Source organism: Ruegeria sp. CL5 (assembly GCF_056536485.1).
Genome location: NZ_JBQFPS010000013.1, coordinates 70,096 through 87,615 on the forward strand (window position 1 = coordinate 70,096; position 17,520 = coordinate 87,615).

The following is a 17,520-nucleotide window of genomic DNA, read 5'->3' on the forward strand; positions in this document are numbered from 1 at the left end:
CGGATGTTGGCGGCGATTTAGGCCGATTGGCTGGCAGAGTCAACCTTGCGTGCCGGAAGCCAGTCATTGACCGCATCCACCAACCGATGCGCACCGCGCCCGCTGGAATAGGCCTCAACAATGGGATGGCGTCCGGCGCTCATGCCTTCATCCAGTATCAGGACAGGGCGATAAAGGGTCGAGGTGCCATTGTCGCTACGTGAGGTCGTGCTTTCGGTTTCCGCGTGCGAAAGGTTTGAAAGAACGTGTTCCACTTGTTCGTACCCAAAGACCGACTGCCTGCGAATAGTGATGCTGTTCTTATCGCGGTCCAGAATGACCTGCACACGCCGGACGAAAGCGCAGAAGGCGCCAAACCCCAGTCCCCCGCCGAATAGTGCGAAGAAAATGCCGAACAAGATACCCTCGCCACCTTCACTGGCCATGAAGACGCCCGCGCCGACAAAGGCCAGAATGAAGAGAACCAGCGTGATGCCGATGAACCATGGGGTATTGGACAGGATCAACTGGTTTGGAGTGTTGCGAGTGACTTTCATGGCGGCACGCTAGCACCGAAAACAGCGCCTGTCGTGTCTTGTATTTACCCGTCTGTTGAGCGATGAGCGCGTCATACGAGGAGGTTTCCATGGACGCATCATCCGCATTTCAGGATACATTACCGCTCAGCTCGGATGCGCTATTGGCGCAGCTGGATGAATGGGGACTGTACTATCGTCTGCATTCCCATGTGCCGCTGCGCACGGTCGAGGATGCCAAAGGGGTCGAGGGCCAGTTCATAGTGCCGGGCGAAAACACGCTGCGGCTTAAGAACCTGTATCTGCGCGACAAGAAAAAGCGGAACTATCTGGTGACGCTGGAACAGAGCCGCGAGATCGACCTTAAGGCGCTGGGCGCGGAGTTGGGGATTGGCAACTTATCCTTCGGCTCGGCGGATCGGCTGTTTCAGAATCTGGGCATTCGCCCCGGCGCGGTCAGCCCGCTGGCGATGATAAACGGGGTTGAGAACAACGTTAAATTCTTCATGGACGAAGCCGCACAACAGGCCGATGTCATCAACATGCACCCTTTGGTCAACGACCGAACCGTTGTTTTGTCGCGCGAAGATCTGATGGCGTTCTTTGATAAGATCGGGTGCGAGGTGACCTGGCTGCCTTGATCACCCCTCAAGCGCTTCGTTCAAAGCGGCAGCGACATGGGCGGCAGACGGGTTGATGAACAAGTGGCCATCCGCCCCGAACACCGGATCGTCCAGATGATCAGGGAAGGCCAGAGGCAACTCGGTACACGCCAGCAAGATTGCCGTTCCGGGTGCGGCATGCTTGTTGCAGAACGCCAGCAGGCGCGCATGAGCAGTGTCGGATGCGCCACCGTAGAAATCACTGTCGATCATCGCCTGCATCTCGGCAACCTCGGGCTCGGGCAGGCGGGCGTTTGCGGTGATGTTTTCGGCGGCCAGTCGGTCGGCGTAGTTACGGGCCTGCATGGTGACTGTCGTGCCAAGGACCAAAGCTTTGGTCGCGCCGGTCGAGGCGGTCGCGTCGGCAGTTGCGTCAAAAATGCTGAGAATGGGCATCGAGACACCCTCGCGGATCGCATGAAGACGCGCATGGGGAGTATTTGAGGCGATGATGCCGAAATCACAGCCTGCGTTTTGCAACGTCAGCAGGGCCTCTCGGAACACCGCGTCGAAGGCGGCCCAGCTTTCCTCATCACCTGCCACGCCGCGCAAGGCGCGGGTTTTGGCTTGGGTGACGGATTCGATGGTCATGGGTGGGATGGGGAGCGGCGATCCGTGGCCGCGTTCAGCGAAATATCGACCCGCGCCTTCAGCAATCGCCCGGTAGTAGTCGACGGTTGAGGCCCAGCCAACACCGCCCAATATTCCAATCTTCTTCATGTGAAACGCCCAGTCTGCTGAATTGCCTCGGCGCAGACTGGACGGTTCAGGGGGGTCAGGTCAATCAGGCCGCCAGTTCAGTGACAGCTTTCTGCGCATTGGACAGGGTTGTTTCGGGGTCCAGTGCCATGCGATCAGCGGCGATGACCTCGACATCATGGATGCCGATGAAGCCCAGAACATGGCGCGCATAGGTGGTGGCAAAGTCAATCTCGGACCCGACAGCGGTACCACCCGAGGCTACGGCGAGGATGGCGCGTTTGCCTTCCAGCAGGCCTTTCGGGCCTTCCTCGGAATAGGCGAATGTCAGACCCGCGCGGGCCACAAGATCGATCCAGGCTTTGAATGCGGCCGGAACTGAGAAGTTGTAGATCGGTAGGCCGATGACAATGGTGTCTGCCTTTTGCAGTTCCGACACCAGCTCGTCCGACAACGACAGAACGTCCTGCTGGACAACGTCGCGCTGATCGGCGGGGGTGAAATTGGCAGCGATCCAGTCTTCGGTGATAAGGGGCAGGGGAGAGGCGAGATCGCGGCGGATAATACGCCCGGCGTTCAGGTGGCGAACCACGCGTTCGGACAGATCGCGGGTGGCTGAACCGGTGCGGCGGGCTGAGGCGTCGATGTGCAGGATGGTTTTGGTCATTTCGGAGGTCCTAAACTGTGGAATTAGCTTCTGCCGCCCCAATATGGCTGTTGCGAATGTGAACAAAACTCGGATATATCAACAAGCATTGTTAGAATTTGCACAGTGGAACAGATGCAATGGACAATTGGGATGAAGTAAGAACCGCCTATCAGGTGGCGCGCATGGGAACGGTCAGCGGCGCGGCGGATGTATTGGGCGTACACCACGCCACCGTGATCCGCCATATCGACGCGATCGAGGCACGGCTGGGCGTAAAATTGTTTCAGCGTCATGCGCGCGGCTATACCCCGACCGAAGCAGGTAAGGATCTGTTGCGCGTAGCGCAGGCGACCGAAGATCAGTTCAACCAGTTGGTTGGCCGCATGAAGGGGCGCGGAGATGATGTCTCGGGCGAACTGGTGGTGACCTCGCTGGCCTCGCTTGCGCCTTTGATCGTGCCGACCTTGAGCGAATTTCAGCAAGCCCATCCGGGTCTGATTGTGCGCTATCTGACCGGCGACCGCCTGTTTCGACTGGAATATGGCGAAGCGCATGTGGCTATTCGCGCAGGGGCCGCACCGGATCAGCCGGACAACGTGGTGCAGCCTTTCATCGCGCAAGAAGTCGGGCTGTTCGCGAGCAAAGGCTATATCGCACGACACGGTAAACCTTCGAGCGTCGAGGATTTCGCCAATCACCACTTCGTCGGCAATGACGACGAAAACAGCCGCGCGCCGTTTTCCCGCTGGCTGCGTGCCAATGCACCGGAACAGGCGATCACCTTCCGCTGCACCAACAATTTCTGTATGCGAGAGGCGGTTCTGGCCGGGGCCGGTATCGGTTTCATGGCCCGATGGGAGGCCATGCGCGACCCCGATCTGGTTGAGGTGATGGAGCCTCTGCCCGAATGGTCGGGCAAGCTGTGGTTGGTGACCCATGTGGATTTGCACCGCACAACTAAAGTCCAGGCGTTTTTGTCCTTCCTGAAAGAACAATCCAAAGGTTGGCTGCCGTGACACCACAAGCGCGCGGCCATCTTGCCATGCTGACATTTTCTGCCCTGGTTGCGGGCAGTTTTTCGCTGGGTTCAATGGCAGCGAATGAAATCGCGCCCTCGGCAATCACTGCGGCACGCTTTGCCATTGCGGCAGTGGTGATCGGCATCGCCGCCCTTGCCACAACAGGCATATCGCGCAGCGCAACACAGGCCCCCTGGCGCTATCTGGTCCTGGGCGGGTTGTTTGGGTCGTATTTCGTCTTGATGTTCTACGGCCTCAAAACCGCGCCACCGGTCAGTGCGGCTGCGGTATTTACCTTGACGCCGGTCATGTCGGCTCTGGCTGGCTGGGTGCTGCTGCGTCAGATCGCTACCGCGCGCATGGCGCTGGCCCTGACCGTTGGCGCGGTCGGCGCGCTTTGGGTAATCTTCCGGGCTGATTGGCAGGCCTTTCAAGCCTTCGAAATCGGAGGCGGAGAGATCATCTATTTCTGGGGATGCGCTGCCCACGCCGTCTATACCCCGATGGTGCGTCGCCTGAACCGGGGAGAGCCTGCGGTAGTGTTTACCTTTGGAACACTGGTGGCCGGGTGCCTTATCCTGACGCTGTGGGGCTGGTCCGATATCCGCGCGACCGATTGGGCGAACCTACCCAGGATTGTCTGGGTAACGCTGCTCTACATTTCGCTATTCGCGACGGCGGCCAGCTTTGTACTTGTTCAGTTTGCGGCGCTGTGTCTGCCTGCAGCCAAGGTCATGGCTTATACGTATCTGATTCCCAGCTGGGTCATCTTGTGGGAGATCGGGCTCGGGCGCCCTGCACCAACGGCCTTGGTATTGGTCGGAGCGGCTTTGACAGCCGTTGCGTTGCTGATGCTGCTGAAGGGAGAAGACACTTCTTCCAAACCTGTTCTGACAATGGATTGAATCTTGCCTTCTGAATCGGGTCTGGCAAGTTGGCCGGTACTAAGAGCTATTTGAGTGCGGAGTTTCGCTATGAAATCAACCCTCCTTGTTCCTGTGCTGTTTGCCTTGTCCGCTTGTGCAACCGGAGGAGCGAACGACGCCGCGCAGGCTGACCTGCAGGCAAGCTGCGAGGCTCTGGTAGGTGCTGAAACCGGGACCGGGCCAAGTGGTGTCAAAGCAATCTCGACGCAATCCGGACCGACTGGCTCGGTCACCAGTGTTTTCGTGGCAGGGGCAGAGGCGCCATGGCTTTGCCGGGCCGATGCGACCGGCGTCGTGACCGGGGTCGAATACAGCCGAGAAGGTTAGGCTAACAGCTCCCAGTGCCTTTGAGGCAGGTCAAAGTGGTTATATGCGAATTTCTCTATGCTTTTTGGCGAGGAGGAAGACGCAATGTTCAAACATATTATGGTCCCACTCGACCTGCACCTGCCACCCGAGGTCAAGAAGGCGACTGAAGTTACTGCACAATTGGCCAGTTGGCAAGCCGCCAAAGTGACCGTCGTAAGTGTCACGGGCACCCAGCTCGGGGATGCTAATCTGTCGAAAGACGCAATTGAGCAAAAGCTGAAGGACTGTGCTAGTGAGATTGCAGAACAAAGCGGCGCTCCGGTTGCTACACGCAACATACACTCGGTCGATGTCGCTGCCGAAGTCGATGGCGATCTGACCCGCGCGGCAGAAGATATTGGTGCTGATCTGATTGTGGTAGGAACTCACGCCCCAAGGATTACAGACTATATCTTTTCCAGTCATGCGGGTTATTTGGCCAAACACGCCAGCATGTCAGTTTTTGTGGTGCGTTGAAACTCAGGCCTCGTCCGAGGGCAGTTCGACCTCGAGGAACCGCTCGAACGCATCCAGATTGACCGGTTCGAACTGTCCGAAACCCTGCATCCAGACCGACGCCGCACGCAGGGCGTCAGGCTCTAGCTTGCACCACTTAACCCGCCCTCGTTTTTCCTGAGAAATCAGCCCGGCCTTGGTCAGGATCACCAAGTGTTTCGAGATCGCAGCCAATGACATGTCGAACGGTTCAGCCACGTCGGTGACGGCCATATCGTCCTCCAGCAGCATCGCAAGGATGGTGCGGCGGGTTGGGTCGCCGAGGGCCGCAAAAACAGTGTCGAGGTCGTTGGACATGGCTCATTCCTAAAGCGCAAGAACCGGTTTGACAATTTTCGCTGCAACGACAAGGTGCCAGCAAACAAAAAAGGTTTGGGAATGGCACTGAAATACTGGTTAGTGATTTGCATACTTGGCATCGGCTGGGGCATGTCATTCATGTTCAATGCCATTCTGCTGCGCGAGCTTGGGCCACTGTCGGTATCGATGGGGCGTGTGGGTTTTGGTGCGTTGGGGTGCTGGGTCTATGTGTTGGGCGCCCGTTTGCAAGTCAATCTGACCTTCGGTCGTGCAGCCGGGTTGCTGGGATTTGGCGTGCTCAGCTATGCTGCACCGTTTGCCTTTTATGCCCTGGGTCAACAGCATATTGGCGCGGGTGTCGCAGGGATCGTGAATGCCACGACGCCTGCTTTTGCGGTTGTTGTATCGCATTTCTGGCCCGGAGGAGAGCGGGCGACGCTATTGAAATCCCTGGGCGTGGTCTGTGGTTTTGCGGGTATCGTAGTATTGTCGTTGCCGGTGCTAAACTCAGGCGCAAAATCCGAGTTCTGGGCAATTCTTCTCACCTTGTGCGCCCCTGTCTGCTATGCCTTTTCGGTCAACATCGCGCGCGCCTTCCGGGAAATGCCGCCGGTTGTTCTGGTCGCGCTGGCCCTGACGGGCGCGACACTGGCAATAGCTCCGCTAGCCTTGTGGCGCGAAGGCGTGCCCCATATCACCCGGATCGAAACCTGGGCTTCGCTGGCCATGATCGGCTTTGTACTGACCTCCGCAGCCTTTATCGCATTCTACTGGCTTCTTCCCAAAGTGGGACCAACGAATATATCGACGGTCACCCTGATCGCTCCGGTCTCTGCGCTGGTGCTGGGAACATGGGTGCTGAATGAGACGCTTCGGCCCGAGCACCTGTTGGGCATGGGGGCAATTCTTGTCGGGCTTTTGCTTATCGACGGGCGGATCGTCAGGCGCAGGCAGCGGGATGCAGTTCGAAAAGATCAACCGAAAGGTTGAATATGCAGAATTCGCCCAATTCGCCCGTTTGGCCTGTTTTAACGAATGGGATGATTTGAGTGAAGGTAGATTAATATTATATAAATCAATTGGTTAACGATGCTCTGGGCGGGCGGTTAACAGCGTTGACTCTGCGCCCTCAGACCCTTAGCACCCTACCCAAGACTGTGCGAGGGAAACGCCCGTGACCGATGATGACCAAAAGCAGCGTATGGCGCAGCTGGAGGCCAAGATCGACGCGGCAAAAAAGGCCAAAGCGCCCAAGCCTCGCGCAGATGCTGAGGTGTCCGGGGGTGAGCTTGCCTGGAGGATGGTCATCGAAATGGTATCCGGTCTGGGGATCGGATTTGGCATCGGATACGGGCTTGATAGCCTGCTCGGGACGATCCCGATCTTTCTGGTGCTATTTACATTGCTGGGCCTTGTCGCGGGCGTGAAGGTTATGCTCCGCAGCGCGAAAGAGGTTCAAGAGAAACAAACGGCTGCAAATGCGGCCGAGAAGGACGAGAGGGACTGAACGTGGCGACCGAGACCACCGCAGCAGAAGGCAGCAGCCTGGTATTCCACCCGATGGACCAGTTCATCGTCAAGCCGTTGTTCGGCGACGGTGCGGTTGGCATGTTCACGGTCACCAATGTGACTCTGTGGCTGTTCTTTGCCGTATTGGCCGTGGTGGCTCTGTTGGTTCTGCCAACGTCCAAGCGCGCGATCGTCCCAAGCCGCATGCAGTCGATTGCAGAACTGGCCTATGGCTTCATCTACAAGATGCTTGAAGACATTTGCGGCAAGGAAGGCGTCAAGTTCTTCCCCTATGTCATGACCTTGTTCATGTTCATCGTAACCGCGAACTTCTTGGGCCTGATCCCGACCTCGTTCACCACCACATCGCATTTTGCAGTCACCATCCCGCTGGCTTTGGCCGTGTTCCTGACCGTGACCATTCTGGGTTTTGTCAAGAACGGTGCAGGGTTCCTGGGTCTGTTCTGGGTCTCCAGCGCGCCTTTGGCGCTGCGCCCGATCCTGGCGATCATCGAGCTGATTTCGTACTTTGTACGCCCCGTCAGCCACTCTATTCGTCTTGCTGGTAACGTCATGGCTGGCCACGCGGTTATCAAGGTTTTCGCAGGTTTCGCCGCGATTGCCGTGATCTCGCCCGTGTCGGTTCTTGCGATCACCGCAATGTATGGTCTTGAGGTCCTGGTGGCCTTCATTCAGGCCTACGTATTCACCATTCTGACCTGTGTTTATCTGAAAGATGCACTGCATCCGTCGCACTAAGGTCCGAACACCCAACATCGAAACTTCCAATTCGTAAGGAGACACATCATGGAAGGCGATCTCGCACACATCGGCGCAGGCCTGGCAGCAATCGGTTCCGGCGCAGCCGCAATCGGGGTGGGCAACGTTGCAGGCAACTTCCTGGCCGGCGCCCTGCGCAATCCTTCGGCAGCTGCATCGCAGACTGCAACCCTGTTCATCGGTATCGCGTTCGCAGAAGCCCTGGGGATCTTCGCATTCCTGGTCTCGCTGCTGCTGATGTTCGCCGTATAATCTGCGGAACCTGATCCTTACGCGCAGATGGGCCCAAGCCATAGCGGCCCATCTGTTGTAAAGACTACGTTCCGACGGAGGATATCATGGCGACAGAACCTATTGCCGAAGAAGTAGCCGGCTCGTGCGTCGACTCCTATGGCTCTGCCATCGGGATGCCGCAGCTCTGCTTCGATTGGTTCCCCAACCAGATTTTCTGGCTGGTCATTACGCTGGTCGTCATCTTTCTGGTCCTGTCCCGCGTGGCGCTGCCGCGCATCGCGGCAATCCTGGCGGAACGTCAGGGGACCATTACAAATGACCTGGCTGCGGCCGAAGATCTGAAGGCCAAGGCGGTCGAGGCCGAAGAGGCCTATAACAAGGCGCTGGCCGATGCCCGTTCTGAGGCACAGCGTATCGCAGCGGAAGCGCGTGCGGAAATCCAGTCTGGTCTGGATGATGCGATTGCCAAGGCGGACGCGGAAATCGCTGCAAAGGCGGCTGAATCGGAAAAGGCGATTGCCGAAATCCGTGCCGGTGCGCTGGAAAGCATTCAAGTGGTTGCCAAGGATACGGCGGCTGAACTGGTCACCGCACTGGGCGGCGAGGCGGATGCCAAAGCCATTAACGGTGCAGTAGACGCACAGACGAAAGGATAAGTGACATGCGTAACACTCTTGCCCTTATCCTGACCGTTGGTGCCGCCAGCCCTGCGCTGGCTGCAAGCGGCCCGTTCTTCTCGCTTGGTAACACCGACTTTGTAGTCCTGCTGGGCTTCATCGTTTTCATCGCGGTCCTGTTCTACTTCAAGGTTCCCGGCATGATCGGTGGTGCATTGGACAAACGTGCCGAAGGCATCCAGTCCGAACTGGACGAAGCACGTGCCCTGCATGAAGAAGCGCGTAGCCTGCTAGCCTCGTATGAGCGCAAGCAGCGCGAAGTGCAGACACAGGCCGACGCCATCGTCGAAGCGGCGAAGCAGGACGCGGCATTGGCCGCTGAGCAAGCCAAGGTCGATCTGGAGAAATCCATTACACGCCGTCTGGCGGCTGCACAGGATCAGATCGCATCGGCTGAGGCCTCAGCAGTCAAGGAAGTTCGCGATCAGGCCGTCACCGTTGCAGTTTCCGCAGCGAAAGCCGTTCTAGCCAAGCAAATGACCGCCACGCAGGCGAACAAGCTTATCGACGCATCCATCGCGGATGTGGGTGAAAAGCTCCACTGATCGCCCGGATCATATGAATTGAAAAACCCGAGGGCCGCGTAGCGCTCGGGTTTTTTTGTTTTGTTGCTAGGGACTGCGCTTTGATCTGCGCCAGGTCACGACAAAAACAATTAGAGCGATCACGGTAATCAGGATCTCAACCTTGAAAGTCCAATGGTTGAGAAAAGACAATATCCAATGAGAGTGCGTCGCTTGCACTACGACCAGCGGATGCGTTGCGTCGGAGAACGGCCAGAGCCACGCAACCTCACCCGTGATCGAATCCAATAACATGTGAACCAACCCGCCCGCGCCCAGGAAGGTCAGAAAGGTTCCGATTTGTAGACGCCATTGTCGGATCAGGAGACCTAAAAGCAGAATGCTCGCCCAGATGATTGGTCGGTGCGTCAGGTAGGAATGATGATGGTGCCCGCGATCATCGATAAGATAAAACCAGAATATGTCTATGTCTGGCGCCACGGCTCCGATCATCGCAGCTGTAAATGCAAGCTTGCCCAGGTTCGGTGCGGTCGTTCGGAAGATCAAGTAAGCGCCCGGTAAATGTCCTATAAACATTAGACCTCGCCGGTCTCGTGCTTCAGTCGCTGCTGCGCGATTTCTTCATTGTGCAGGGCCTTCTGCTGATCGGCCATGCAGCTTTTGACAAAATTCAGATGGTCCTCGACCGCCCGGCGCGCGCCCTTTGGGTCGCGGTCTTGTAGGGCGGCGTTGATGGCGCGGTGCTGGTCCAGAATGGCGTCGCGCGTGGTGCGCTGCTGAAACATGATCCGGCGATTGTAAAAAACACCCTGCCGCAGCAGATCGAACATCGACCGCATCATATGCAGCATCACCACATTATGGCTGGCCTCGATGATGGCCATGTGAAACTGGGCGTCCAGATGCGCCTCTTCTTCGGCAGCGTTACGCGCGTGGGCGGTTTCCATCTTGTCCAGTATGGTCTGCACCACTTTCAGATCGCTGTCAGATCCCATCCGCGCGGCGCGCTCGGCGGCCAGCCCCTCCATATCGCGCCGGAACGAGAGATAGTCGAACACCGCCTCGTCGTGATTGCCGAACAACCGGATCAAAGCGGGCGAGAAGGCCGAGCCCAGAACCTCGGCCACATAGATGCCTGACCCGGCCTTGGCGGTCAGCAATCCCTGATCCTGCAGATCAGCGATCGCCTCGCGCAGAGAGGGGCGCGACACGCCCATCCGCTCGGCCAGCTCCCTTTCCGAGGGTAGGCGCTCGCCGGGGCGCAGGATGCCGCGCAAGATCAACAACTCAATCTGGCGCACCACGGCCAGAGACAGTTTTTCGGTCTGAACTTTTTGAAAGGGCATGTGGCTAACATCTGAAATTGGTCAACTCACTTGACCATGATTGCGAGGCGCGTTCAAGCCGCTCACAGAGCTTGAAACATTGGGTCAGTATTATTGACATAAGAGGTGCATTGCCTAGTCTGCGACCTAAGGGCGGAGGAGGCCCGCAACGATGGATCAGCTCTACGCCACCCGCGCATCCCGAATGAAAGCATCCGAAATCCGCGAATTACTGAAGCTTCTGGGCGAGCCCGGTATCATTTCGTTCGCAGGCGGTATCCCTGACCCGAACCTGTTCCCGGCTGAGGCCTTTGCCGAGGCGTTCCAGAATGCGCTAAGCCCGGATCAACAGGCGCAGGCCCTGCAATACTCTGTCAGCGAGGGCTATGCGCCCCTACGCGAATGGCTGGCTGACCATATGCGCGGGATAGGTGTGGAGTGCGACATCGACAATATCCTGATCACCTCGGGCTCGCAGCAGGCACTAGACTATCTGGGTAAGCTGTTTCTATCGCCGGGCGATACCGCGCTCGTCGGCTGGCCCACTTATCTGGGCGCGCTGAATGCCTTTGACGCTTACGAGCCACGCTTTGATCAGCTCAGTGTCAACGGCAATCGTGGTGCGGCTGAGTACCGAGAAGTGCCGGATGGCAGTCCGATCAAGTTCGCCTATCTCTCCGCTGATTTCGCCAACCCGACAGGTGAGACCGTTGACCTGCGGGGCAGGGAAGCGCTGTTGGATCTGGCCGAGGAATTAGACTGCGCCGTGATCGAGGATGGGGCCTATCAGGCGCTGCGCTATGATGGCGACCCGATCCCCCCAATCATGGCGCTGGAACAGGCCCGCAAGGGATCAATCGAAAACTGCCGCACGATCTATTGTGGTAGTTTCTCGAAAACCCTGTCACCCGGTCTGCGTGTTGGCTGGGTGGTAGGTGCGAAACCTGTAATCTCGCAAATGGTGCTGCTCAAGCAGGCCGCAGACCTGCATTCCTCGACTATCAACCAGATGGCTGTGTATCAGGTGGCGCGGGATTGTTTCGAAAGCCACGTTCCGATGTTGCGCCGCACCTATGCCGCCCGCCGCGATGCGATGTTGGAGGCGTTGGCCCAGCATATGCCCGATGGTGTGGAATGGACCCGGCCCGAGGGCGGCATGTTCATATGGGTCACCTTGCCCAAAGGGGTGAACGGGGCTGACCTGCTGGCCCGGGCGCTTGAAACCGTCAAGTTGGCCTTTGTCCCGGGTCAGGCGTTCTACCCTGATGACACCGGGGCCAACACGATCCGGCTGAGCTTTTCCAATTCCGATGAGGATACGATCCGCGAAGGTATTCGCCGGTTGGGAGAGGTGCTGCGCGCCTGATCTGGGAAAGGATTCATTAACCATATTGCCGCAAGAACGGCGGTATGATCCGTCTGCTTGCCTTACTGCTGCTGGCTGCCTGTTCGGGCGGCACGCCTTATTTTCGCGAGTTGCCCGCGACGCGCATCTCGGTGAATGGCAGCGTGTTTGACGTCCGCGTCCGCAACGAACTGGCCGAAGCCGTCCGCATAAACCCGCAATACGCCCCGCGCCTTGGTCCAATCCGCGACCGGGCCGCGCTGGCGATGGCGCAGGTCTCGGGCTGTCCGCTTCTGGACGTTCTGGGCGACGCGGCCGTAACTGTGGGCGTGCTGGGCTGCGACAAGGAACTGGGGGAAAAGCTGATTTTCGGAGCGCTCCTACGCCGCCCTTATGAATGCGTCGATTATGGCTATTACGAAGACTATGGATATCAGGTCTTCGAATGTTCGCCGTATTAAGATACGCGAAACCCTGCGTAGTCTTGCCAAGATATTGTGGATAACTCGGCCAATCATCCCATATCCTGCGCAATCACGTTGACACCTCCCCCATCCGTTGCGCAGACTTCCTAACCATAGGAATCACACCAAGAGCAGCCATTGCGCTTTAGCAAACTCAAACTGACCGGCTTCAAAAGCTTCGTGGACCCGACCGATCTGATCATCGCGGACGGGTTGACCGGAGTCGTCGGTCCCAATGGCTGTGGCAAATCCAACCTTCTGGAAGCGTTGCGCTGGGTGATGGGTGAAAACCGTCCCAAATCCATGCGCGGTGGCGCGATGGAGGATGTGATCTTTGCGGGCGCTGCCACTCGGCCTGCGCGTAACTTTGCCGAGGTGGTCCTGACGATGGACAACTCGGAACGTTTGGCGCCATCCGGCTTCAACGACAGCGACCAGTTGGAGATCGTCCGCCGCATCACCCGCGATGTGGGCAGTGCCTACAAGACCAACGGCAAGGACGTGCGCGCCCGCGACGTGCAGATGCTGTTCGCCGACGCTTCGACCGGTGCGCATTCGCCTGCGCTGGTGGGGCAGAACCGCATTGCTGAGTTGATCAACGCCAAGCCCCGCGCGCGCCGCCGCATTCTGGAAGAGGCTGCGGGCATCTCAGGCCTCTATCAACGCCGCCACGAGGCCGAACTGAAACTGAAAGGCACCGAGGCCAACCTGACCCGCGTGGATGACGTGCTGGAACAATTGGGCGGGCAGTTGGCGCAACTCGCCCGTCAGGCCCGTCAGGCTGCGCGTTATCGTGAGATCGGCGAGCTGTTGCGTCAGGCCGAAGGGATGCTGCTCTATCGCCGTTGGAAAGAGGCCGACATGGCCCGTCAGGCGGCCGAGGAAAAGCTACGCGACCGGATCACCGAAGCCTCCCGCGCTGAGGCATCCGCGCGCGAATCCGCTGCCAAACGCGCTGAGATCGAGGAAACCCTGCCCCCCCTGCGCGAGGAAGAGGCCATCGCCGCCGCCGTCCTGCAACGTCAGCAAGTGCAGCGCGATCAGCTCTCGGATCAGGAAACCCGCGCGCGCCAGACGATCGAGACTCTGACCAACCGAATCCAGCAGTTGGGGAACGACATCGAACGCGAATCCGGCCTGAACCGGGATGCGGGTGAGATGATCGAACGGCTGGAATGGGAGGCCCGCGAGCTTGCCAAAGCCGCAGACGGCTATGACGAAAAGGTCGCCGATGCTGCAGAAGTTGCGCGCGAGGCCGCGTCAGTACTACAGGACCGCGAAGATCACCTGTCGCAGGAGACCGAGGATATGGCCCGCCTGGTCGCCCGCCATCAATCGGCGCAGCGTCTTGTCGAGGACAGCCGCAAAACCCTGGCCCGGTCCGAGGGCGAAGAGGAAAAAGCCCGCGCCGCCGTGGACGAAGCGCGCAATGCCCTGTCCCGCGCCAGCGAGGCCTTCGAGACGGCGCAGGAGGGCGAAGAAGAAGCTCGCGAAGCTGCTGAGGCCGCCGAAGAAGCGCTGGCTGCTGCCGACGAGCTGCGCAATGACACGCAGGCGCGTGAGGCCGAGGCGCGCGCGCAACGCTCCGAGGCCGAGGGTGAGCTGGGTGCGATCCGGGCCGAGACTACCGCTCTGGCGAAACTCGTCGAACGCGACACGGCTGAAGGTGGGCAGGTGCTGGATTTGTTGCGTGTGAAAACGGGATATGAAAAAGCGCTGGGGGCAGCACTGGCTGACGATCTGCGTGCTCCGTTGGTCGAAGGTGACGGGCCGTCAGGTTGGGTGCAGGTGGCGGGCTATGACAGCGATCAAGCCTTGCCGGACGGAGCAGAGCCTCTGGCCTTGCATGTGTCCGGTCCCGACCGGCTCAGCCGCCGGATCGCGCAGATCGGTCTGGTCGATGCTGATCAAGGCGCGCGGCTCCAGGCCTCGCTGAAGCCCGGGCAACGGCTGGTCTCGCGCTCGGGCGACCTGTGGCGCTGGGACGGGTTCCGCGCATGGGCCGAGGACGCGCCAAGCGCCGCCGCCCTGCGGCTGGAACAGCTCAACAAGCTGGAAGCGCTGAAACAGGAACTGACCCGCACCGAGGCGCAAGCCGATGGTGCACGTGCCGCGCACGAAGCCCTTTCGCAGCAACTGGCGGACGTCACCGAAGCTGATCGCCGTGCCCGCGAAGCCCGTCGATCCGCTGATCAGCGCATGGCCGAATCCGCACGTCAGCTCAGCCGAGCTGAGGCGGATCGCAATCTGGCACAGGGCAAGCTGGAAACACTAACACTGGCTGTTGACCGCCATAAGGAAGATGCAATGTCTGCCCGCGCGCAACTGCGCGAGGCTGAGGGCGCGCTGACCGGACTGGGTGACCTAGACAGCGCTCGCGCGCAGGTCGAGGACATCAAACAGACGGTCGAGGCGGCACGGATCACCATGCTGACCCACCGCTCGTCCCATGACGAGTTGCGTCGTGAAGGTGAGGCTCGGACCCGGCGTTCGCAGGAGGTCACCAAGGACCTCAGCGGTTGGCGGCACCGGTTGGAAACGGCTGAGAAGCGGATTTCCGAACTGGCCGAGCGCAAGGAAAGCTCGGAAGAGGAACTGACCGAGGCCATGGCCGCCCCCGGTGAAATCGCTGAGGCGCGGGAAGAACTGAACGAGTTGATCGAAACTGCCGAAGCCCGCCGGGCCGAGGCCGCTGATAAGCTGGCGGAAGCCGAGACAGCGCAGCGCGAGGTGGTTCTTGCCGAGCGCGAGGCCGAACGTCTGGCCTCCGAAGCGCGCGAGACCCGCGCGGCGGCAGAGGCGCGTTGTGATGCGGCCAAGGAGAGCGTGGTCGCAGCGGCGGAGCGGATTGCTGAGGATCAGCAACTGACACCAAACCAGTTGCTCAACCAACTGGACGTGAACCCCGACCAGATGCCCGCCGCCGACGCGCTTGAGGCCGAGGTCAATCGCCACAAACGCCAGCGCGACGCGATGGGCGCGGTGAACCTGCGCGCCGAAGAAGACAGCAAAGAGGTTCAGGAAGAATTCGATACGCTGAATGGCGAAAAAGGTGATCTGGAAGAGGCCATCAAAGCCCTGCGCAGCGGTATCGCCAGTCTCAACCGCGAAGGGCGCGAACGTCTGCTGACCGCATTTGAACAGGTGAACTCGAACTTCGCGATGCTGTTCAAGCACCTCTTCGGCGGCGGTGAGGCCAATCTGGTCATGGTCGAAAGCGACGATCCGCTGGATGCGGGTCTTGAGATCATGTGCCAGCCACCGGGCAAGAAACTCTCGACCCTCAGCCTGCTGTCGGGCGGGGAACAGACCCTGACGGCAACGGCGCTGATCTTTGGCGTCTTCCTCGCAAACCCGGCCCCGATCTGTGTGCTTGACGAGGTCGACGCGCCGCTGGATGACGCCAACGTCACCCGCTTCTGCGACTTGCTGGACGAAATGTGCCGTCAGACCGATACGCGCTTCCTGATCATCACCCACCACGCGGTGACCATGGCACGGATGGACCGGCTGTTCGGCGTGACGATGCAGGAACAGGGCGTCAGTCAGCTGGTCTCGGTCGATCTGAAAAAGGCCGAGCAGATGGTCGCCTGAACGATCACCGCAACGTTATGAGCCATCGCCCGCATATGAGGTTAGGCTGGCATCATGATCCGATACTTCATTCTCGCATTGCTGGCGGCCAATCCCCTCTGGGCTGCCGACTGGCCCACCAAGCCCGGCGACATCCCATTGTCGCCTCAGGAACTTGAGGCGCTGGCAGGTCGCACATTAACCTTCTACGATGACGGCCAATCCAAATTTTCGGCCGGAGGGGCCTATTCCTACACCTACGCCAGCGGAGATTCCGCCTTTGGCACGTATTCCATCGCCCAGGATGGCAGCGTCTGCATCGCCTATCGCAACGGATTCAGCCGGTGCGATCTGTATGTTCGCAGTGGGGAACGGTTGATCCTGATCGACGAGAAAGGTGACCGATATCCAGTGCGGTCAGAATAGCCCGGATACAAGGGGATTATGCGAACGTCGGCAGTGTTTTTCGTTTTGAATGACATGAGGGCGTCAGTGCTTCTAGTTTCGTCCTGTTGTTGTGGTGGTTAAGTCGGTTCGATTTCGTGGCTGCATCACGCCAATTTATTTGGAACTTAAAGAGGATATATCAGACCCATGCACATCAATAAGTTGAAAACTCAATGAGAACTCCAGTTCACCCGGGTTGATTCAACCATTCTACCGGCACATCGATCTCGGGCCGTTTGGAGTGATGGGGCACATCCAGAGGATGGGGCAAAGCAATTATTGGGCGGCGTGATTTTACCCGATCATTCCGAAGGAATGTGACTTCAATGACCCTGGGGAACTCGATTCCATCCACGATCATGGAACCTGACGCATTGTTAGTATGGAGATGTGCGCATGTAAATTTGGTGCCGATCATTTCATAAAGCGGTTTCGCTTTCTCGAAAAAACGTGGCTTGGTAATGATTGACGGAATCCGGTGCAGCTCGATCACGATGATCCGGAAACGGTCGAGCAGCACGGCGGGCAGGGCTCCAAAAACCGGGTATTCGGCTGCTTCGATATCCATCTGCAGCATCAAATCCCCGGTCTCGGGAGCATCTTGCGCCATCCAGTCCTCAAACGAAATTACGTCACCTTCGGTGCGGGCGCCGAGATGTTGTTTTGAGAACTTGGCGCCGGGGATCACTTCGGCTGGCCCTTCCACAGACGCATCCGCCATAATAGACGGGATACCCCATTTGGCCAGATCAAGCTCAAAGCTCGATTGCTGAGACACGCCGGGTGAAAAACAGGCTTCGATACCGATCAGATCATTGGGCACAAGATAGCCGCCATCGCCAAAGGCACCAATACGGATTAAAGGGTAACCCACGTCAAATGGGCGCAGAACATCGGCAAGCAGTTTACGGCGTTCGTCGATTGACATGGAGTGATCTCGGGGTTTTTGGCGTTCTTTGGCCAGCCTAGTGAAATGTCCAATTGGCCGCAAATGATAGATGATGCTGA

22 protein-coding genes are annotated in these 17,520 nt (G+C 58.7%); 15 read left to right on the forward strand and 7 right to left on the reverse strand.

The features are described from left to right. Positions 1-17: 17 nt before the first annotated feature. Complete coding sequence (locus tag ACR0IU_RS19075) at positions 18-536, reverse strand: hypothetical protein (protein ID WP_480717344.1); 519 nt, start codon at positions 534-536, stop codon at positions 18-20. 89 nt (positions 537-625) lie between these two features. On the opposite strand from ACR0IU_RS19075, the gene ACR0IU_RS19080 reads away from it, so the two are divergent. Next, positions 626-1,156, forward strand: a complete 531-nt coding sequence (locus tag ACR0IU_RS19080; RefSeq protein WP_480717345.1) for a prolyl-tRNA synthetase associated domain-containing protein — start codon at positions 626-628, stop codon at positions 1,154-1,156. Here ACR0IU_RS19080 and ACR0IU_RS19085 read toward each other — a convergent pair whose 3' ends face one another. Together ACR0IU_RS19085 and ACR0IU_RS19090 are read right to left on the reverse strand one after the other, a co-directional pair. Then, positions 1,157-1,897, reverse strand: a complete 741-nt coding sequence (locus ACR0IU_RS19085) for an aspartate/glutamate racemase family protein (RefSeq protein ID WP_480717346.1) — start codon at positions 1,895-1,897, stop codon at positions 1,157-1,159. A 64-nt stretch (positions 1,898-1,961) separates the two neighbouring features. Beyond that, on the reverse strand, positions 1,962-2,543 hold the full coding sequence (locus tag ACR0IU_RS19090) for an NAD(P)H-dependent oxidoreductase (RefSeq protein ID WP_170542998.1): 582 nt from the start codon (positions 2,541-2,543) through the stop codon (positions 1,962-1,964). 119 nt (positions 2,544-2,662) lie between these two features. Between ACR0IU_RS19090 and ACR0IU_RS19095 the strand changes: the two genes are divergently transcribed. The 4 genes from ACR0IU_RS19095 (at position 2,663) to ACR0IU_RS19110 (ending at position 5,295) form a co-directional block, all read left to right on the forward strand. Next, a complete protein-coding gene (locus ACR0IU_RS19095; protein WP_260024630.1) occupies positions 2,663-3,541 on the forward strand; it encodes a LysR family transcriptional regulator in 879 nt (292 codons plus the stop codon). Beyond that, entirely contained in the window at positions 3,538-4,449 is a 912-nt protein-coding gene (locus ACR0IU_RS19100; protein ID WP_480717347.1) for a DMT family transporter, read from the forward strand. Before ACR0IU_RS19095 ends, ACR0IU_RS19100 begins: the two co-directional genes overlap by 4 nt. 69 nt (positions 4,450-4,518) lie before the next feature. Next, a complete protein-coding gene (locus ACR0IU_RS19105; RefSeq protein WP_170475771.1) occupies positions 4,519-4,797 on the forward strand; it encodes a hypothetical protein in 279 nt (92 codons plus the stop codon). A gap of 84 nt (positions 4,798-4,881) precedes the next feature. Continuing rightward, the gene (locus tag ACR0IU_RS19110; RefSeq protein WP_480717348.1) at positions 4,882-5,295 is read left to right on the forward strand and encodes a universal stress protein; all 414 of its coding nucleotides are present in this window, start codon (positions 4,882-4,884) and stop codon (positions 5,293-5,295) included. 3 nt (positions 5,296-5,298) lie between these two features. Here the strand turns inward: ACR0IU_RS19110 and ACR0IU_RS19115 are convergent, their stop codons facing one another. Continuing rightward, positions 5,299-5,631 carry an ArsR/SmtB family transcription factor gene (locus ACR0IU_RS19115; RefSeq protein ID WP_010437612.1) on the reverse strand — a complete coding sequence of 111 codons (333 nt, stop codon included), beginning with the start codon at positions 5,629-5,631 and terminating at the stop codon, positions 5,299-5,301. An 81-nt stretch (positions 5,632-5,712) separates the two neighbouring features. Between ACR0IU_RS19115 and ACR0IU_RS19120 the strand changes: the two genes are divergently transcribed. The 6 genes from ACR0IU_RS19120 (at position 5,713) to ACR0IU_RS19145 (ending at position 9,379) form a co-directional block, all read left to right on the forward strand. After that, a complete protein-coding gene (locus ACR0IU_RS19120) occupies positions 5,713-6,624 on the forward strand; it encodes a DMT family transporter (protein ID WP_480717349.1) in 912 nt (303 codons plus the stop codon). A gap of 184 nt (positions 6,625-6,808) precedes the next feature. Then, positions 6,809-7,141: an AtpZ/AtpI family protein gene (locus tag ACR0IU_RS19125; protein WP_480717350.1), complete on the forward strand. Its 333-nt coding sequence runs from the start codon at positions 6,809-6,811 to the stop codon at positions 7,139-7,141. Positions 7,142-7,143: 2 nt separating this feature from the next. Further along, positions 7,144-7,902, forward strand: coding sequence for a F0F1 ATP synthase subunit A (locus ACR0IU_RS19130; protein WP_010437618.1), 759 nt, complete (start codon positions 7,144-7,146; stop codon positions 7,900-7,902). 48 nt (positions 7,903-7,950) lie between these two features. Next, entirely contained in the window at positions 7,951-8,175 is a 225-nt protein-coding gene (locus ACR0IU_RS19135; protein ID WP_005981269.1) for a F0F1 ATP synthase subunit C, read from the forward strand. An 86-nt stretch (positions 8,176-8,261) separates the two neighbouring features. Further along, the gene (locus ACR0IU_RS19140; RefSeq protein ID WP_010437627.1) at positions 8,262-8,813 is read left to right on the forward strand and encodes a F0F1 ATP synthase subunit B'; all 552 of its coding nucleotides are present in this window, start codon (positions 8,262-8,264) and stop codon (positions 8,811-8,813) included. 5 nt (positions 8,814-8,818) lie between these two features. After that, the gene (locus ACR0IU_RS19145; protein ID WP_480717351.1) at positions 8,819-9,379 is read left to right on the forward strand and encodes a F0F1 ATP synthase subunit B; all 561 of its coding nucleotides are present in this window, start codon (positions 8,819-8,821) and stop codon (positions 9,377-9,379) included. Between the two features lie 66 nt (positions 9,380-9,445). Here ACR0IU_RS19145 and ACR0IU_RS19150 read toward each other — a convergent pair whose 3' ends face one another. Both ACR0IU_RS19150 and ACR0IU_RS19155 read right to left on the reverse strand, forming a co-directional pair. After that, positions 9,446-9,934, reverse strand: a complete 489-nt coding sequence (locus tag ACR0IU_RS19150; RefSeq protein ID WP_480717352.1) for a metal-dependent hydrolase — start codon at positions 9,932-9,934, stop codon at positions 9,446-9,448. Next, a complete protein-coding gene (locus ACR0IU_RS19155) occupies positions 9,934-10,704 on the reverse strand; it encodes an FCD domain-containing protein (RefSeq protein WP_170771059.1) in 771 nt (256 codons plus the stop codon). Before ACR0IU_RS19155 ends, ACR0IU_RS19150 begins: the two co-directional genes overlap by 1 nt. Positions 10,705-10,855: 151 nt before the next feature. Between ACR0IU_RS19155 and ACR0IU_RS19160 the strand changes: the two genes are divergently transcribed. From ACR0IU_RS19160 to ACR0IU_RS19175, 4 genes are all read left to right on the forward strand, one after another. Then, the gene (locus ACR0IU_RS19160) at positions 10,856-12,049 is read left to right on the forward strand and encodes an aminotransferase-like domain-containing protein (RefSeq protein ID WP_480717353.1); all 1,194 of its coding nucleotides are present in this window, start codon (positions 10,856-10,858) and stop codon (positions 12,047-12,049) included. 44 nt (positions 12,050-12,093) lie between these two features. Then, on the forward strand, positions 12,094-12,489 hold the full coding sequence (locus ACR0IU_RS19165) for a hypothetical protein (RefSeq protein ID WP_170781062.1): 396 nt from the start codon (positions 12,094-12,096) through the stop codon (positions 12,487-12,489). A gap of 141 nt (positions 12,490-12,630) precedes the next feature. Then, positions 12,631-16,086, forward strand: coding sequence for a chromosome segregation SMC family protein (locus ACR0IU_RS19170; protein WP_480717354.1), 3,456 nt, complete (start codon positions 12,631-12,633; stop codon positions 16,084-16,086). A gap of 54 nt (positions 16,087-16,140) precedes the next feature. Further along, positions 16,141-16,491 carry a hypothetical protein gene (locus tag ACR0IU_RS19175; protein WP_480717355.1) on the forward strand — a complete coding sequence of 117 codons (351 nt, stop codon included), beginning with the start codon at positions 16,141-16,143 and terminating at the stop codon, positions 16,489-16,491. 208 nt (positions 16,492-16,699) lie between these two features. Here ACR0IU_RS19175 and ACR0IU_RS19180 read toward each other — a convergent pair whose 3' ends face one another. Further along, a complete protein-coding gene (locus tag ACR0IU_RS19180) occupies positions 16,700-17,440 on the reverse strand; it encodes a class I SAM-dependent methyltransferase (protein ID WP_480717356.1) in 741 nt (246 codons plus the stop codon). Between the last annotated feature and the right edge of the window lie 80 nt (positions 17,441-17,520).

Excerpts from the sequence above, each read along its gene's own strand:
- ACR0IU_RS19075 (WP_480717344.1), bottom strand. The coding sequence starts at position 536 with ATGAAAGTCACTCGCAACACTCCAAACCAGTTGATCCTGTCCAATACC.
- ACR0IU_RS19080 (WP_480717345.1), top strand. The coding sequence starts at position 626 with ATGGACGCATCATCCGCATTTCAGGATACATTACCGCTCAGCTCGGAT.
- ACR0IU_RS19085 (WP_480717346.1), bottom strand. The coding sequence starts at position 1,897 with ATGAAGAAGATTGGAATATTGGGCGGTGTTGGCTGGGCCTCAACCGTC.
- ACR0IU_RS19090 (WP_170542998.1), bottom strand. The coding sequence starts at position 2,543 with ATGACCAAAACCATCCTGCACATCGACGCCTCAGCCCGCCGCACCGGT.
- ACR0IU_RS19095 (WP_260024630.1), top strand. The coding sequence starts at position 2,663 with ATGGACAATTGGGATGAAGTAAGAACCGCCTATCAGGTGGCGCGCATG.
- ACR0IU_RS19105 (WP_170475771.1), top strand. The coding sequence starts at position 4,519 with ATGAAATCAACCCTCCTTGTTCCTGTGCTGTTTGCCTTGTCCGCTTGT.
- ACR0IU_RS19110 (WP_480717348.1), top strand. The coding sequence starts at position 4,882 with ATGTTCAAACATATTATGGTCCCACTCGACCTGCACCTGCCACCCGAG.
- ACR0IU_RS19115 (WP_010437612.1), bottom strand. The coding sequence starts at position 5,631 with ATGTCCAACGACCTCGACACTGTTTTTGCGGCCCTCGGCGACCCAACC.
- ACR0IU_RS19120 (WP_480717349.1), top strand. The coding sequence starts at position 5,713 with ATGGCACTGAAATACTGGTTAGTGATTTGCATACTTGGCATCGGCTGG.
- ACR0IU_RS19135 (WP_005981269.1), top strand. The coding sequence starts at position 7,951 with ATGGAAGGCGATCTCGCACACATCGGCGCAGGCCTGGCAGCAATCGGT.
- ACR0IU_RS19140 (WP_010437627.1), top strand. The coding sequence starts at position 8,262 with ATGGCGACAGAACCTATTGCCGAAGAAGTAGCCGGCTCGTGCGTCGAC.
- ACR0IU_RS19145 (WP_480717351.1), top strand. The coding sequence starts at position 8,819 with ATGCGTAACACTCTTGCCCTTATCCTGACCGTTGGTGCCGCCAGCCCT.
- ACR0IU_RS19150 (WP_480717352.1), bottom strand. The coding sequence starts at position 9,934 with ATGTTTATAGGACATTTACCGGGCGCTTACTTGATCTTCCGAACGACC.
- ACR0IU_RS19155 (WP_170771059.1), bottom strand. The coding sequence starts at position 10,704 with ATGCCCTTTCAAAAAGTTCAGACCGAAAAACTGTCTCTGGCCGTGGTG.
- ACR0IU_RS19160 (WP_480717353.1), top strand. The coding sequence starts at position 10,856 with ATGGATCAGCTCTACGCCACCCGCGCATCCCGAATGAAAGCATCCGAA.
- ACR0IU_RS19165 (WP_170781062.1), top strand. The coding sequence starts at position 12,094 with ATGATCCGTCTGCTTGCCTTACTGCTGCTGGCTGCCTGTTCGGGCGGC.
- ACR0IU_RS19175 (WP_480717355.1), top strand. The coding sequence starts at position 16,141 with ATGATCCGATACTTCATTCTCGCATTGCTGGCGGCCAATCCCCTCTGG.
- ACR0IU_RS19180 (WP_480717356.1), bottom strand. The coding sequence starts at position 17,440 with ATGTCAATCGACGAACGCCGTAAACTGCTTGCCGATGTTCTGCGCCCA.